General features: G+C 44.6%; 13 protein-coding genes and 1 tRNA gene. All 14 read right to left on the minus strand.

All coding sequences use genetic code 11. The features are described 5' to 3' along the window. The coding region (locus tag L1077_RS24920; RefSeq protein ID WP_237138629.1) for a GTP-binding protein at nt 1–330 on the minus strand (330 nt) is incomplete at its 3' end. A gap of 57 nt (nt 331–387) precedes the next feature. Then, nucleotides 388–2,502, minus strand: coding sequence for an elongation factor G (gene fusA / locus L1077_RS24925; RefSeq protein WP_046354626.1), 2,115 nt, complete (start codon nt 2,500–2,502; stop codon nt 388–390). A gap of 27 nt (nt 2,503–2,529) precedes the next feature. Next, nucleotides 2,530–3,000, minus strand: coding sequence for a 30S ribosomal protein S7 (gene rpsG / locus L1077_RS24930; protein WP_063361551.1), 471 nt, complete (start codon nt 2,998–3,000; stop codon nt 2,530–2,532). 102 nt (nt 3,001–3,102) lie between these two features. Further along, nucleotides 3,103–3,477 (minus strand): 30S ribosomal protein S12, encoded by a 375-nt coding sequence (gene rpsL / locus L1077_RS24935; protein WP_010387308.1) that lies wholly within the window; start codon nt 3,475–3,477, stop codon nt 3,103–3,105. A gap of 456 nt (nt 3,478–3,933) precedes the next feature. Then, nucleotides 3,934–8,115, minus strand: coding sequence for a DNA-directed RNA polymerase subunit beta' (gene rpoC, locus L1077_RS24940; RefSeq protein WP_046354624.1), 4,182 nt, complete (start codon nt 8,113–8,115; stop codon nt 3,934–3,936). A gap of 104 nt (nt 8,116–8,219) precedes the next feature. Beyond that, nucleotides 8,220–12,245 carry a DNA-directed RNA polymerase subunit beta gene (rpoB, locus tag L1077_RS24945; RefSeq protein WP_046354623.1) on the minus strand — a complete coding sequence of 1,342 codons (4,026 nt, stop codon included), beginning with the start codon at nt 12,243–12,245 and terminating at the stop codon, nt 8,220–8,222. Nucleotides 12,246–12,509: 264 nt separating this feature from the next. After that, nucleotides 12,510–12,872: a 50S ribosomal protein L7/L12 gene (rplL, locus tag L1077_RS24950; protein ID WP_023400585.1), complete on the minus strand. Its 363-nt coding sequence runs from the start codon at nt 12,870–12,872 to the stop codon at nt 12,510–12,512. A 71-nt stretch (nt 12,873–12,943) separates the two neighbouring features. Then, nucleotides 12,944–13,438: a 50S ribosomal protein L10 gene (rplJ, locus tag L1077_RS24955; RefSeq protein WP_023400586.1), complete on the minus strand. Its 495-nt coding sequence runs from the start codon at nt 13,436–13,438 to the stop codon at nt 12,944–12,946. Between the two features lie 337 nt (nt 13,439–13,775). Beyond that, nucleotides 13,776–14,480, minus strand: coding sequence for a 50S ribosomal protein L1 (rplA, locus tag L1077_RS24960; protein WP_023400587.1), 705 nt, complete (start codon nt 14,478–14,480; stop codon nt 13,776–13,778). Between the two features lie 6 nt (nt 14,481–14,486). Further along, nucleotides 14,487–14,915, minus strand: coding sequence for a 50S ribosomal protein L11 (gene rplK / locus L1077_RS24965; RefSeq protein WP_010387320.1), 429 nt, complete (start codon nt 14,913–14,915; stop codon nt 14,487–14,489). A 184-nt stretch (nt 14,916–15,099) separates the two neighbouring features. Then, nucleotides 15,100–15,657: a transcription termination/antitermination protein NusG gene (nusG, locus tag L1077_RS24970; RefSeq protein WP_023400588.1), complete on the minus strand. Its 558-nt coding sequence runs from the start codon at nt 15,655–15,657 to the stop codon at nt 15,100–15,102. A gap of 4 nt (nt 15,658–15,661) precedes the next feature. Further along, entirely contained in the window at nt 15,662–16,039 is a 378-nt protein-coding gene (gene secE, locus L1077_RS24975) for a preprotein translocase subunit SecE (protein ID WP_023400589.1), read from the minus strand. A gap of 128 nt (nt 16,040–16,167) precedes the next feature. Next, nucleotides 16,168–16,244: transfer RNA gene (locus L1077_RS24980), tRNA-Trp, on the minus strand. Between the two features lie 309 nt (nt 16,245–16,553). Further along, the gene (gene deoC / locus L1077_RS24985) at nt 16,554–17,312 is read right to left on the minus strand and encodes a deoxyribose-phosphate aldolase (protein WP_237139505.1); all 759 of its coding nucleotides are present in this window, start codon (nt 17,310–17,312) and stop codon (nt 16,554–16,556) included. Nucleotides 17,313–17,364: the final 52 nt, after the last annotated feature.

The raw sequence follows: 17,364 nt of genomic DNA on the forward strand, positions 1-17,364 counted from the left end.
ATCAGTTGCAGCAACTACTAGGATCGCGCCGTCCATCTGAGCAGCACCAGTGATCATGTTTTTAACATAGTCAGCGTGTCCAGGACAGTCAACGTGTGCGTAGTGACGAGTTGGAGTATCGTACTCTACGTGTGAAGTTGCGATTGTGATACCACGCTCACGCTCTTCTGGAGCGTTATCGATTTGAGCGAAGTCACGTGCTTCACCACCGTATACTTTTGCAAGTACGTTAGTGATAGCTGCTGTTAGAGTTGTTTTACCGTGGTCAACGTGGCCGATTGTACCAACGTTAACGTGCGGTTTTACGCGTTCAAACTTTTCTTTTGCCATTTTAAAATTTCCTATAAAGAAATTAAAGTCCAGCCCTAAGACCGGACCGAACTAAAATTACTTAACAGCGCGAGCTGCAATTATTGCGTCGGCAACGTTTTTCGCCGCTTCTGCGTACTTGGAAAATTCCATTGAGTACGAAGCACGACCTTGCGTTGCAGAACGTAAATCAGTTGCATAACCGAACATTTCAGACAGTGGTACTTGTGCATTGACAAGCTTAAGACCACCAAAAGCATCTTCCATGCCTTCGATCATGCCGCGACGACGATTTAAGTCGCCTACTACGTCACCCATGTTTTCTTCAGGGGTAGTGACTTCAACTTTCATAACAGGTTCTAAAAGCACTGGTTGCGCTTCTAAAGCACCATTTCTGAAGCCAATTGAACCGGCGATCTTAAAGGCCATTTCATTTGAGTCAACGTCGTGGAAAGAACCGTCAAATAACGTCGCTTTCACACCTAACAGAGGATAGCCCGCAAGCACACCTTGTTTCATTTGCTCTTGAATACCTTTATCAACCGCTGGGATATATTCCTTAGGAACCGTACCGCCTACGATTTCATTAACGAATTCGTAAGTTGGTGCGTCTTCATCAGAAAAGTCCATTGGTTCCAATTTCAGCCATACGTGACCATATTGACCACGACCACCAGATTGACGTACGAACTTACCTTCAGCTTCTACAGAACCACGGATGGTTTCTCTGTATGCCACTTGCGGCTTACCAACGTTACATACAACGTTGAATTCACGTTTCATACGGTCAACAATGATATCTAGGTGAAGTTCACCCATACCAGAGATGATCGTTTGACCTGACTCTTCGTCAGTTTCAACACGGAAAGACGGGTCTTCTGCTGCTAGTTTACCTAGCGCAATGCCCATTTTTTCCTGATCAGCGACTGTTTTCGGCTCTACCGCTACTGAGATCACTGGCTCTGGAAATTCCATACGCTCTAGTGTGATCACTGAATCTTGAGAACAAAGCGTGTCACCAGTGGTAACGTCTTTAAGTCCAATCGCAGCAGCAATATCACCGGCGCGAACTTCTTTTATTTCTTCGCGCGAATTTGAGTGCATCTGAACAATACGACCAAAACGCTCTTTCTTACCCTTAACAGGGTTATAGACAGAGTCACCTTGACCAACTGTACCAGAATAAACTCGGAAGAAAGTCAATGTACCAACAAACGGGTCTGTCGCAATCTTGAACGCCAACGCCGCAAACGGCGCGTCGTCACTTGCTGGACGAGTGGCTTCAGAGTCGTCCTCAAGGATACCCTGGATCTCTTTAACCTCTGTTGGTGAAGGCATGAATTCAATCACAGCATCAAGCACAGCTTGAACACCTTTGTTTTTGAATGCACTACCACATGACATTGGCACAATTTCGTTGCTCAATGTTAGTTGACGAATCGCAGATTTAATCTCTTCTTCGCTCAACTCACCTTCTTCTAAATATTTGTCCATTAGTTCTTCAGTCGCTTCAGCTGCACTTTCAACTAAGTGAGAGTGCCACTCTTCAGCTAAATCCTGAAGTTCTGCCGGGATCTCTTCATAAGTGAAAGTCATGCCCTGGTCACTTTCGTTCCAGTTAATGGCTTTCATTTTGATGAGATCAATAACACCTTTAAATTCATCTTCAGCACCAATTGGTAACTGAATAGGCACAGGTGTCGCACCAAGACGGTCTTTCACCTGATCCACAACTGCCAAGAAGTCTGCACCAGTACGGTCCATCTTGTTAACGAAGATCATACGAGGAACTTCGTATTTATTGGCTTGACGCCAAACAGTTTCTGTTTGTGGTTGTACGCCTGATGAAGCACAAAGAACAACAACTGCACCATCAAGTACACGCAAAGAGCGTTCTACTTCGATAGTAAAGTCTACGTGTCCTGGAGTATCAATGATATTGATGCGATGCTCAGGGAACTGAGCATCCATACCTTTCCAGAAACACGTTGTCGCAGCAGAAGTAATGGTAATACCACGCTCCTGCTCCTGCTCCATCCAGTCCATAGTTGCAGCACCATCATGCACCTCACCAATTTTGTGAGATAAGCCCGTGTAATAAAGTACACGTTCTGTCGTGGTGGTTTTACCTGCATCTACGTGAGCACAGATACCGATGTTACGGTAGCGCTCAATTGGAGTAGTACGTGCCATAATATCCTCTTAAAGGTCTTGGGCAGATTACCAACGGTAGTGAGCGAATGCTTTGTTCGCTTCAGCCATACGGTGAACGTCTTCACGTTTCTTAACCGCAGTGCCTTTGTTTTCCGCAGCGTCAAGGATCTCTTGTGCAAGACGAAGACCCATTGATTTCTCGCCACGCTTACGTGCAGAGTCTACTAACCAACGCATACCTAATGCGTTGCGACGAACTGGACGTACTTCAACTGGTACTTGGTATGTAGAACCACCAACACGACGAGACTTAACCTCAACCGCAGGGCGTACATTTTCAAGTGCAGCTTCAAAGATTTCTAGGTGCGACTTGCCTGATTTTTCAGCAGCCACGTCTAGCGCACCGTATACGATTTTTTCAGCAGTAGATTTCTTGCCGTCTAACATTACTACGTTAACGAATTTAGCAAGAAGTTCTGATCCGAACTTCGGATCTGGAAGAATTTTACGTTGACCTATTACGCGTCTTCTAGGCATTTTATCTCTCCGATATCTTCAGGTTCGTTTTTTTCAACGAATACCCAAAACAAATTATTCAATATTAAAACTTAAGTGCTTGGCCTTACTAACGGAGAACCATTAGCCCTTAGGACGTTTTGCACCGTACTTAGAACGACCTTGTTTACGATCGTTAACACCCGCACAGTCAAGCGCACCACGTACAGTGTGGAAACGCACACCTGGTAAGTCTTTAACACGACCACCACGGATAAGGATTACACTGTGCTCTTGAAGGTTGTGGCCTTCACCGCCAATGTAAGAAGTTACTTCGAAACCGTTCGTAAGACGAACACGCGCTACTTTACGTAATGCAGAGTTTGGTTTCTTTGGTGTAGTTGTATATACACGAGTACATACACCACGCTTTTGAGGACAAGCTTTAAGAGCAGCAGAGTTGCTCTTTGTAACCTTGCTGCGACGTGGCTTACGTACTAGCTGGTTAATAGTTGCCATTAAATAGCTCCTGATTAGTTAAAATTACTACTGAAAAAATAAAATCGACCCAAATTTTCCTTCCATTTTAATGGAACGAATAAATGGGTGGCCGAATTTTAATGAGCAAAGATTAACCTGTCAATAAAAATCCATTTTACAGCACTACTTTTCGTCGATTTTGTGGTTTTTTACGCCCACTCACTGACAATATGTCTAATCTCAAAAAACCGATAACATGAAATAGCACAACCACGATTCAACCGTGTCAGACCATTATCTCGTTAGCTATCCCTCAATCAGAAACAGGGCAAAACGCTAGATATTGACAGTTTTATGAGACATCAAGATGACACCTATATTCTTTGCTTCAAGTTTATTTGTGCGCAAGATCAAAAAGGCCGCCCTATTGGGCGGCCTTTTACATATCGACTATATCGACTATATCGACTATATCGACTATATCGTCTTTAGAGCTTACTTATTGCCACCTAGTAGGTCAGCATTAAGTGCGTCTGTTAGCGCTTGTGACGCTTCTTCTGCACTTACTGTTTGCTCTTCAGCTGGTAGCTCGCTTTCTTTACGACGGTTGATACGCTCTTGGTGATACGCAAAACCTGTACCTGCTGGGATCAAACGACCAACGATTACGTTTTCTTTCAGACCACGTAGCTCGTCGCTCTTACCGTTGACAGCTGCTTCAGTTAGAACACGTGTTGTTTCCTGGAACGATGCTGCTGAGATGAATGACTCAGTCGCTAGTGACGCTTTAGTAATACCCATCAGCTGAATTTCAAACTTCGCTGGGATCTTACCTTGCTTCTCAAGTTCACGGTTAGCAATGTTAACGCGTGCAACTTCAGCTTGCTCGCCTGCTAGGAACTCAGTGTCACCACCGTCGATGATGATACACTTACGCAGCATCTGACGAACGATCGTCTCAATGTGCTTATCGTTAATCTTTACACCCTGTAGACGATATACTTCCTGAACTTCATTCGTGATGTAGTTTGATACATCAGTCACGCCACGTAGACGTAGGATGTCATGTGGAGACTCAGGACCATCGGCAATAACTTCACCTTTAGCAACCTGTTCACCTTCGAACACGTTAAGCTGACGCCATTTCGGGATCATCTCTTCGTAAGCATCACCTTGCTCAGGTGTGATCACTAGACGCTTCTTACCTTTCGTCTCTTTACCGAAGCTCACAGTACCTGTGATCTCTGCAAGGATTGCAGGATCTTTTGGCTTACGTGCTTCGAATAAGTCAGCAACTCGAGGTAGACCACCGGTGATATCACGAGTCTTCGAACCTTCTTGCGGGATACGTGCTAATACGTCACCCGGCTGAACAGTTGCGCCGTCTGTGATTTCAATCGTGGTGAATGAAGGTAGACGAATTTCTTGTAAGCCACGCTCTTCGTTTTCAATGATTAACTTAGGCTCTTTCGCATTCACCTTAGCTAAGTCTTTAACAACAACACGCGTTAGACCAGTAAGCTCATCAGTCTGTGCTTCTGTGTTTGAGTCATCAATATCGCTGAACGATACTTTTGACTGATGCTCGATAACGATTGGGTGACTATGCGGGTCCCACGTAGCAACAATATCATTACCTTTAACTTCAGCACCATCTTGTATAGAAAGAACCGCACCATAAGGCACTTTATAACGCTCTTTCTCACGACCTTGCTCATCGATAACCGTGATTTCAGTCGAACGTGAAGTTACAACGATCTTGCCATCAGTATTCAATACATATTTTGCATTGTGTAACTTCATGCTACCGTTGTTTTTAACTTGTACGCTGTTTTCCGCAGATGCTCTTGATGCCGCACCACCGATGTGGAACGTACGCATCGTAAGCTGTGTACCTGGCTCACCGATTGACTGAGCAGCGATTACACCGACTGCCTCACCTGGGTTGATGATGTGGCCACGTGCAAGGTCACGACCGTAACAGAATGCACAAACACCAAAGTCATTTTCACAAGTGATTACAGAGCGTACTTTAACTTCATCTACTGAGTGCTCTTCTAAAAGGTCACACAGTTTTTCGTCAAGCATTACGTTACGCTCAACAAGTACGATGTCAGTACCTGGCTTACATACGTCTTCAGCAACAACACGACCTAGAACACGCTCGCGAAGTGGTTCTACAACGTCACCACCTTCGATTAGCGGCTTCATTACTAGACCTTCTAACGTACCACAATCTGATTCGTTGATAACCAAATCTTGTGCAACGTCTACTAGACGACGAGTTAGGTAACCCGAGTTCGCTGTCTTAAGTGCAGTATCGGCAAGACCTTTACGTGCACCGTGCGTCGAGATGAAGTACTGAAGTACGTTTAGACCTTCACGGAAGTTAGCTGTGATTGGCGTCTCGATGATTGAACCATCTGGACGTGCCATTAGACCACGCATACCCGCTAGCTGACGTATCTGAGCTGCACTACCACGTGCGCCCGAGTCGGCCATCATGAATACTGAGTTGAAAGAATCTTGTTGCTCTTCTTCACCCTGCGCATTCACTACAGTGTCTTTCGATAAGTTCGCCATCATTTCACGTGAAAGATTTTCGTTAACACGTGACCAGATATCGATAACTTTGTTGTATTTCTCACCAGCAGTTACAAGACCAGACTGGAACTGTTGGTTGATTTCAGCAACTTCAGCTTCAGCGCGCTCGATGATTTCAGTCTTAGTAGGTGGAATAACCATATCGTTAATACCGATAGATACACCTGACTTCATCGCGTAGTGGAAACCTGTGTACATCACTTGGTCGGCAAACACAACAGTGTCTTTCAGACCTAGGCGACGGTAACACTCATTAAGAAGACCAGAGATCTGCTTCTTACCAAGTGCTCTGTTGATAAGCTCAAACGGTAGACCTTTTGGCATGATCAATGAAAGGATCGCACGACCTACTGTTGTATCAACAACGTGAGTTTTTTCCGAACGCTCGCCAGTCTCTTCGTCAACGATAGTCTCTGTTAGACGAACTTTAACGCGTGCGTGAAGCTCTGCGCTACCTGTACGGTATGCTTTTTCAGCTTCTTTCGGGTCTTTAAACGCAATACCTTCGCCTTTCGCATTGATGCGATCACGCGTCATGTAGTAAAGGCCTAGTACAACGTCCTGTGAAGGAACGATGATAGGCTCACCACTTGCAGGTGAAAGGATGTTGTTTGTAGACATCATTAGTGCACGTGCTTCAAGCTGTGCTTCTAATGTCAACGGTACGTGTACCGCCATTTGGTCACCATCGAAGTCAGCGTTATACGCCGCACACACCAATGGGTGTAGGTGGATTGCTTTACCTTCGATTAGTACCGGTTCAAATGCTTGGATACCAAGTCTGTGAAGTGTAGGAGCACGGTTCAATAGAACTGGGTGTTCACGGATCACTTCATCAAGTACGTCCCAAACCTCTGGTACTTCACGCTCTACCATCTTCTTCGCAGCTTTAATGGTAGTCGCCATACCACGGCGCTCTAGCTTACCGTAGATGAATGGCTTAAATAGCTCTAGTGCCATCTTCTTCGGAAGACCACACTGGTGAAGTTTAAGCGTTGGACCAACTGTGATTACAGAACGGCCTGAGTAGTCAACACGCTTACCAAGAAGGTTTTGACGGAAACGACCTTGCTTACCTTTGATCATGTCTGCAAGCGACTTAAGTGGACGCTTGTTAGAACCCGTGATCGCACGACCACGACGACCGTTATCAAGTAATGCATCTACCGCTTCTTGTAACATACGCTTTTCGTTACGTACGATAATGTCTGGTGCAGCTAAGTCTAATAGACGCTTCAGACGGTTGTTACGGTTGATAACACGACGGTATAAGTCGTTCAGATCTGAAGTCGCAAAACGACCGCCATCTAGTGGTACTAGTGGACGTAGATCTGGTGGAAGTACTGGTAGCACGCTCATGATCATCCACTCAGGGTTGTTACCTGATTGGTGGAATGATTCCATAAGCTTAAGACGCTTAGTAATTTTCTTACGCTTAGTCTCAGAGTTAATTGTAGGTAACTCTTCACGCATTTCTGCGATTAGCTGACCAAGGTCTAGTTCGCGAAGTAGATCAAGTACAGCTTCTGCACCCATCTTAGCTTCGAACTCATCACCGTGCTCTTCAAGTGCATCTAGGTACTCTTCTTCACCTAATAGCTGACCACGCTCAAGCGTTGTCATACCAGGCTCTGTTACTACGAAAGATTCGAAGTAAAGTACGCGTTCGATGTCACGAAGTGTCATATCAAGCATTAAGCCGATACGAGACGGTAGTGATTTAAGGAACCAAATGTGCGCAACAGGGCTTGCAAGCTCAATGTGACCCATACGGTCACGACGCACTTTAGTCAGTGTAACTTCAACGCCACACTTCTCACAGATAACACCACGGTGTTTTAATCGCTTGTATTTACCACACAAACATTCGTAATCTTTTACTGGGCCGAAGATACGGGCACAGAATAAGCCGTCACGCTCAGGCTTGAAAGTACGGTAGTTGATTGTCTCAGGTTTCTTTACTTCACCGTATGACCATGAGCGAACCATGTCTGGCGAAGAAAGACCAATGCGAATTGCATCGAATTCTTCGGTCTTATTTTGTTGCTTCAGAAACTTAAGTAAGTCTTTCACCTTAGCTCTCCTGTCGGAGTTAATCTTGAGGGCAAGCATTGCTCACCCCTTCATTCTTTACAGTTACAGTCCGGATTGGCAGCTCACTAGAGCTGCCGGTCGGATTAACTTTCTTCCAACTCGATGTTGATACCTAGCGAGCGGATTTCTTTCAACAATACGTTGAATGACTCAGGCATACCCGGTTCCATCTTGTGGTTACCGTCTACGATGTTCTTATACATCTTAGTACGACCGTTTACGTCATCCGACTTAACTGTCAACATTTCCTGTAGTGTATAGGCAGCACCGTATGCTTCTAATGCCCATACCTCCATCTCACCGAAACGCTGTCCACCGAACTGTGCTTTACCACCCAGCGGCTGCTGAGTAACTAAGCTGTAAGAACCCGTTGAACGCGCGTGCATCTTGTCGTCTACTAAGTGGTTTAGTTTCAGCATGTACATGTAACCAACAGTTACTTGACGCTCAAACGCATCACCAGTACGACCATCATAAAGCGTAACCTGACCACTTGATGGGTAACCACCCAGCTCTAGTAGCTCTTTGATTTCGCTTTCTTTAGCACCATCGAATGCTGGCGTCGCGATTGGTAGACCACCTTTAAGGTTGTTAGCTAGACGACGAACTTCGTCATCAGAGAAGCTAGCAATGTCTACTTCTTGACGGCAGTCACCAAGCTCATACGCTTTCTTGATGAAATCACGTAGCTCATGAAGCTCCGCTTGCTCTTTCATCATGTCTTCGATGCGCTCACCGATACCACGTGCTGCCAGACCCATATGCGTTTCAAGGATCTGACCGATGTTCATACGAGATGGTACACCTAGTGGGTTAAGAACGATGTCTACCGTACGACCTCTTTCATCGTAAGGCATATCTTCTACTGGTACGATTGTCGAGATAACACCTTTGTTACCGTGACGACCAGCCATCTTATCACCTGGTTGGATACGACGTTTAACAGCTAGGTAAACTTTAACAATCTTAAGTACGCCCGGCGCTAAGTCATCACCTTGTGTGATCTTGCGACGCTTGTTCTCAAACTTCTTGTCGTATTCAGCTTTAAGCTCATCGTACTGTGCAGCAAGTTGCTCAAGTTCTGCTTGTTGCGCTTCATCAGCAAGGCTCTGAGTCAGTAGCTTTTCAGCACCTAGAAGTGCAATTGCATCTTCATTTTGACCAGATTCAACAAGTAGCTTACGCGCACGGTTTAAAATACCGCCTTCAAGGATCTTGAACTCTTCGTTGAAGTCTTTCTTCGCTTCACGAAGCTGCATTTCTTCAACTTCTAGTGCACGCTTGTCTTTTTCAACACCATCACGTGTGAATACTTGAACGTCGATAACAGTACCAGATACAGAGTTAGGTACACGTAAAGAACTGTCTTTAACGTCAGACGCTTTTTCACCGAAAATTGCACGTAGAAGCTTTTCTTCAGGTGTAAGCTGTGTTTCGCCTTTCGGTGTTACTTTACCTACTAGGATATCGCCGCCTTTCACTTCAGCACCGATGTAAACAACACCAGACTCATCTAGTTTGCCAAGTGCAGACTCACCTACGTTAGGAATATCCGCTGTGATCTCTTCTGGACCAAGCTTCGTATCACGAGCGATACACTGTAGCTCTTGGATGTGGATCGTAGTTAGACGATCTTCTTGTACAACTCGCTCAGAAAGTAGAATTGAATCCTCGAAGTTGTAACCATTCCAAGGCATGAACGCAACACGTAAGTTCTGACCAAGTGCCAAGTCACCTAAGTCCGTTGAAGGACCATCAGCAAGTACGTCACCACGTACTACTGGCTCACCAACCATACAAGTTGGTTTTTGGTTGATACATGTGTTTTGGTTCGAGCGCGTGTACTTAGTTAAGTTGTAAATGTCGATACCCGCTTCACCTGGAACGCGCTCATCTTCATTAACGTTAACAACGATACGGCTCGCATCAGCGTACTTAACTACACCGCCACGCTTAGCAACGATTGTTACACCTGAATCTTTTGCAAGTGTACGCTCGATACCTGTACCTACTAACGGCTTATCAGCGCGTAATGTTGGTACTGCTTGACGTTGCATGTTCGATCCCATCAATGCACGGTTTGCATCATCGTGTTCAAGGAATGGGATAAGTGCCGCAGCCACAGAGATAACCTGCTGTGGAGATACATCCATATACTGGATGCTGTCGCTCGGCATAAAGGTTGATTCACCTTTGTGTCGACATGGAATTAGCTCTTCTGCGAACTGATTTTCTTCAGTCAAGTTTGTATTCGCCTGTGCGATTACGAACTGACCTTCTTCAATTGCAGATAGGTAATCAACTTCGTCAGTAACGATGCCGTCAACAACTTTACGGTATGGAGTCTCTAGGAAACCATAGTCGTTTGTACGAGCATACGTTGACAATGAGTTGATTAGACCGATGTTTGGACCTTCAGGCGTTTCGATTGGACAAACACGACCGTAGTGCGTTACGTGTACGTCTCGAACTTCGAAGCCTGCACGTTCACGTGTCAAACCACCCGGACCTAATGCAGAAATACGACGCTTGTGCGTTACTTCTGAAAGCGGGTTGTTTTGGTCCATGAACTGTGACAACTGAGAAGAACCAAAGAATTCTTTAACAGCTGCAGAAATCGGCTTAGCGTTGATCAAATCTTGTGGCATCACGTTATCTAGATCACCTAGACTTAGACGCTCACGTACAGCACGCTCAACACGTACTAGACCAACACGGAATTGGTTTTCAGCCATTTCACCAACAGAACGAATACGACGGTTACCTAAGTGGTCGATATCATCCACTTCACCTTTACCGTTACGAATATCGATAAGGACTTTCATAACAGAAACGATGTCTTCTTTGCACAGTGTACCTGGGCCTGTATCTGAGTCATAACCAACACGGCTATTGAACTTCATACGACCTACCGTTGATAGATCATAACGCTCTTCAGAGAAGAATAGGTTATCGAATAATGCTTCAGCAGCATCTTTCGTTGGTGGCTCGCCTGGGCGCATCATGCGGTAAATTTCTACCAATGCTTCTAGGCGGTTTGAAGAAGAATCAATACGAACAGTCTCTGACATGTACGCACCGCTGTCTACTTCATTGATGTAAAGCGTATCGATCTTAGTGTGACCCGCTTTCACAAGCTCAGCCATTAGCTCTAGCGATAATTCAGCGTTCGCTTCAGCAATGATCTCACCTGTTGACTCATCGATGTAGTTTTTAGCAACTACACGACCAATGATGTACTCATGTGGTACTTCAAGTTGCGTGATGCCTTTTTTCTCGATGTTTTTGATGTGACGAGCTGTGATACGACGGCTCTGTTCAACCAATACCTCACCGTCTGCATCTTTAATATCAAATGCAGCAGTTTCACCACGTAGGCGAGATGGTACTAGTTCCATCATCACTTTACCGTTTACTACTTCGAAGCTTGTCGTTTCGAAGAACAGATCAAGAATTTGCTCTGTTGTGTACTCTAGTGCACGTAAAATGATTGAAGCCGGTAGCTTACGACGACGGTCAATACGAACGAAAAGGTTATCTTTAACATCAAATTCAAAGTCTAACCATGAACCACGGTAAGGGATAACACGTGCGTTATAAAGCACTTTACCCGATGAGTGTGATTTACCGCGGTCGTTATCAAAGAATACACCAGGTGAACGGTGTAGCTGAGAAACGATAACACGCTCGGTACCGTTAATAACGAAAGTACCTGTGTCTGTCATGAGCGGGATCTCGCCCATGTAAACTTCTTGCTCTTTAATGTCTTTGACTGTGCCTGGAGCTTCTTTGTCCATTAACACAAGACGTAATTTAACGCGAAGTGGAGCAGAATAAGTCACGCCGCGAATTTGACATTCTTTTACATCGAATACTGGTTCTCCGATACGGTAACTCACGTATTGAAGTTCAGAATTGCCCGAGTAGCTTTTGATAGGGAATACAGAACGGAATGCAGCTTCCAATCCAGTATCGCCATCCGCGTCCGGCGTAATGAATTTTTTAAACGATTCCAACTGCGTTTGCAAAAGGAAAGGTATATCCAAAACTTGTGGACGTTTACCAAAATCCTTACGGATACGTTTCTTTTCAGAATAAGAGTAAGCCATGGGGTTCCTCAGCTTGCTGATCTTTGACCCAACCTGTTCATGCAGAACAGCATTCATTGGCATCTAAGCCATGATAACAACATCTAAATTGTCTACCTAAACCCAACAGTTTCCCAAAAGGTTTAAATTATTGAAAAACTTGAAGAATTTAGGTTTTTATTGCGCAATAGTAATACTTTCGCTCTAGAGCGCAAAAGGGCCGGTGATTAAAAAATCACCAGCCCTTGCCTGATTTCTCAGGCAGCGAACCTAGCGTATGCTAGATTACTTGATCTCAACTTCAGCACCAGCTTCTTCAAGATCTTTCTTAAGTGCTTCAGCTTCTTCTTTAGAAACAGCTTCTTTGATTGGCGCAGGAGCAGACTCAACAAGAGCTTTTGCTTCTTTAAGGCCAAGACCAGTTGCACCACGTACAGCTTTGATAGCAGCAACTTTGTTACCGCCAGCGCCAGCTAGGATTACGTCGAACTCAGTCTTCTCTTCAGCAGCTTCAGCTGGACCAGCAGCAACAACAGCAGCAGCTGCAGTTACGCCGAATTTTTCTTCCATTGCTTCAACTAGTTCAACAACTTCCATTACTGACATTTCAGCAATCGCGTCAAGGATTTGGTCTTTAGTTACAGACATTTTAAGTTTCCTAATTAATCACGAACCCATGAGGTTCAAAAAATTTATTGGTGAAAGAGTAAAAGGTGCGATTAAGCAGCTTCTTCAGCTTTCTGAACACGTACAGCTTCAATTGTTTTAACCAATTTACCAGCTGACGCTTCTTTCATAGCGCTCATTAAGCGTGCAACAGCTTCGTCGTAAGTAGGTAGCTTAGCAAGCATATCTACGTCAACAACATTGCCTTCAAATGCAGCCGCTTTCAGTTCGAACAACTCGTTTTTCTTTGCGAAATCAGCAAAGATACGAGCAGCAGCACCTGGGTGCTCTGAAGAGAAAGCGATTAGGCTTGGGCCTACTAGCGATTCGTTAAGGCACTCATAATCAGTACCTTCAACAGCGCGTTTTGCAAGCGTGTTACGGACAACTTTCATCCATACGCCTGCTTCACGAGCTTCTTTACGAAGCGCAGTGATAGCATCTACTGTTACACCACGAGAATCTGCAACTACTGCAGATAGAGCACCTTTGGCAGCTTCGTTGACTTCAGCAACAATTGCTTTTTTGTCTTGAAGATTTAAAGCCATGGGTGTTACTCCTGGTTAATATGGGAACAAGTCCCCAGTTCTACTTTACTCACAGTCAAATGACTCTGAGCTGCTTTTTACGGCGAGAACCAGAAGATTAGGAAAAATCTAGCTGGGATTCACACCGTCTACGTAGGAAGATTAAGTAACTAGGTTACACCTACGGTCTTGGACGGAAACGCAATTTATCGATTTTATTGTAGACCAAATTTGATAAACAACAGTTCGAAATTATGCGCTTCAACCCGAATTCTTTGCTTCGTTGGAAGTGACTTCTCAACGAAATGGCGCAAAATTATAGTCTAATTTTTACGCCATGTAAACGCTAAAATCTAAATTACGCTAGTTGCGTGTTTAGAGTAGCTTGGTCTACAGCAACACCCGCGCCCATAGTCGTTGAGATGCTTACTTTCTTCAAGTAAGTACCTTTCGCTTGAGAAGGCTTAGCCTTCTTAAGAGCAACGATAAGTGCTTCAAGGTTTTCTTGAAGCTGGTTCGCGTCAAAGTCAACCTTACCGATTGTAGTGTGGATGATACCGTTCTTGTCGTTACGGTAACGAACCTGACCAGCTTTAGCGTTTTTAACTGCTTCTGCAACGTTAGGTGTTACAGTACCAGTTTTAGGGTTAGGCATAAGACCACGTGGACCTAGGATTTGACCTAGTTGACCAACAACGCGCATTGCATCTGGAGAAGCAACAACAACGTCAAAGTTCATTTCGCCTTTCTTAACCTGCTCAGCAAGGTCTTCCATACCTACTAAATCAGCACCAGCTTCTTTAGCAGCGTCTGCGTTAGCACCTTGAGTGAATACAGCAACGCGTACTTCACGACCAGTACCGTGTGGTAGTACAGTTGCACCACGTACGTTTTGGTCTGATTTACGAGCGTCGATGCCAAGGTTTACAGCAACGTCAACACTTTCAGTGAATTTAGCAGTAGCTAGTTCTTTAAGAAGAGCAACAGCTTCGTTGATTTCGTACTCTTTAGTTACGTCAACTTTCTCGCGGATTACGCGCATACGCTTAGTTAATTTAGCCATTCTCAATTACCCTTCTACATTCAAGCCCATTGCACGTGCAGAACCTGCAATCGTGCGTACAGCTGCGTCCATATCAGCAGCAGTAAGGTCAGGACGTTTAGTCTCAACAATCTCTTCTAGTTGTGCACGTGTTACAGTACCAACTTTCTCAGTGTTTGGACGGCCAGAACCAGACTTGATACCTGCAGCCTTCTTAAGAAGGTAAGATGCAGGTGGAGTTTTCATATCAAAAGTGAATGAACGGTCGTTGTAAACAGAAATGATTACAGGAACTGGTGCACCTTTTTCGATAGACTCTGTACGTGCGTTGAACGCTTTACAGAATTCCATGATGTTTACACCGTGTTGACCTAGTGCAGGACCTACTGGAGGACTAGGGTTAGCCATACCAGCAGCAACTTGTAGCTTGATTAAAGCTTCAACTTTTTTAGCCATGTTAATAACCTCGTTAAATGGGTCTTAGCCTTGTGCGCGCGAGGACGCGTACTCAAACGGCTTCCCGATTAAAAAATTCTTTCTTTTCGTGGCAGACGTAGTCTACCTACAAAAAGGCCGCTGATTATAGTTTAATCAGCGGCCTTTTTCAATTATTTTTTGCAATAGTACAAAATACTGCAAATTAAGTATCTTGCTCTACCTGACCGAACTCAAGGTCAACCGGCGTTGAACGACCGAAGATAAGTACAGACACTTTTAAGCGGCTCTTTTCATAATCCACTTCTTCAACAACACCGTTGAAGTCTGCAAATGGACCATCAATAACACGAACCACTTCACCCGGCTCAAACAACGTCGCTGGCTTAGGTGCTTCAGCGTTCTCTTGAAGACGGTTAAGAATACGATCAGCTTCACGCTGACTAATTGGTGCAGGACGATCAGATGTACCGCCAACAAAGCCCATTACACGTGGTGTGCTATTCACCAAGTGCCAAGTCGCGTCGTTCATCACCATCTGAACAAGGACGTAACCTGGGAAGAATTTACGCTCAGACTTGCGCTTTTGACCAGCACGCATCTCTACAACTTCTTCTGTAGGTACTAGTACTTCACCGAAGTCTTCTTCTAAGCCTTCAATTTTAATGTGCTCAATAATAGTTTGAGCAACGCGCTTTTCAAAACCAGAAAACGCCTGAATTACGTACCAACGTAATTTCTTTTCTTTGTTCTCATCCGACATGGGATCAGATCTCCAATCCAGTTAAAAAGCCAACAGCACGGAATAGCAAGCCATCTAATCCCCAAAGGATAAGTGCCATTACTACAGTTGCTGCCATCACGATAATTGTAGTATGCGTTGCTTCTTGACGCGTAGGCCATACAACTTTACGAACCTCAATACGAGACTCTTTTGCAAAAGCAATAAAAGTACGACCTTTTTCAGTCGTCGCAGCGATACCTAAAGCGGCACCCACAGCAACTACAACACCAACTGCGCGTACTAACGCAGACATGTCCGCGTACATATAGTTACCAACTACTGCGCCAGTGAGTAGTACAACTGCAACTAGCCATTTTACCGTGTCCATCGAGCTAGACGGGTTTTCAACATTAGTGCTCATAATTGTTTTACCTTAAATACAGACACAACAACCCTGTCTTAGACAGGGTTAATCCATTAAATCCAAATTTACAAATAAGCGACGAGTGCAACACACATTATTTTAAATTTGGACTAAAAAGTATTGAGTGGCAGGGGCGGCAGGACTCGAACCCGCAACCATCGGTTTTGGAGACCGCTGTTCTACCAATTGGAACTACGCCCCTGCAAAGTGGATGCCCATTATACTGACGAACAAACTGAAAACAAGTGTAAAAGTTATACATCGTACGATTTTCACAACTTTTGTTTTTCCATCAGTTATTAAACACAGCTGCAAGCCATCACATTTAACACAAAAGTCATCGCTACAAGCACGATTATCTGTAGCAATATAAGGGATATTGGTGGGATTGGATTAAATATCAAGTGTTAGTCAGATCAAACTCGCCTATTTTGTATGACAAACTGAAGTGAATAGGTAACGAGAACAAAAAATAAAGCGATGTATACAATGCATCGCTTTATAGATGCACTTAATCCTGCTTAACCACTTTTTTTACATCTACCAGCAAGCTAGATGCTCCAAATCTAAACATGGATGGCTGAGCCCAATCATGGCCCATGAGATTCGCTGCCACATCAAGGTAAGGGAGCCCTTGCGAAACAGTCTTAACCCCGCCAGCCGCTTTAAAGCCAACCGCTCTACCATTGACTTTAATGCGTTCAATCATCACTTGCGCAGCTGCTAAAGTCGCATTTACCGGCACTTTACCTGTACTGGTTTTAATAAAGTCGGCCCCAGCTAAAATCGCGATATCACTGGCTTGTGCGATTAATTCTGGTTGTTCTAATACACCTGTTTCGATAATCACTTTCAGCTTTACAGGAGTACCACAGACTTTTTTACTTGAGTGCACATATTGCCACGGTGTATCCGGATCACCTGCTATTACTTGGTTATAAGGCATCACCAAATCTATTTCATCAGCACCGTCGTCAATCGCTTGTTTTGTTTGCGCGAGCACTTGAGTAAGTGGTTGCTCCCCACAAGGGAAATTCGTGACCGTCGCCACCTTGATACTTTGCCAGCCCCGCGATGCCAACTCTGCTTTACATAGCGCAACAAATTGCGGATATACACATACCGCGGCGGGCAATGCAATATTTGCATCAATACTGTCCAGCATCGCAATGATACTTTGCGGTGTATCATCTTCATTAAGCGAAGTTAAATCCATTAGCTCAAGCACGCGTATCGCATCGCTCGCCGTAGCTTGCTGCTGTGTACTCATTACGTCTCCTTAAAACTTCAAACCACCCCATGGTTTAATAGCTATCAAACAG

This window comes from Pseudoalteromonas luteoviolacea (assembly GCF_021654285.1).
GTDB lineage: Bacteria > Pseudomonadota > Gammaproteobacteria > Enterobacterales > Alteromonadaceae > Pseudoalteromonas > Pseudoalteromonas luteoviolacea_J.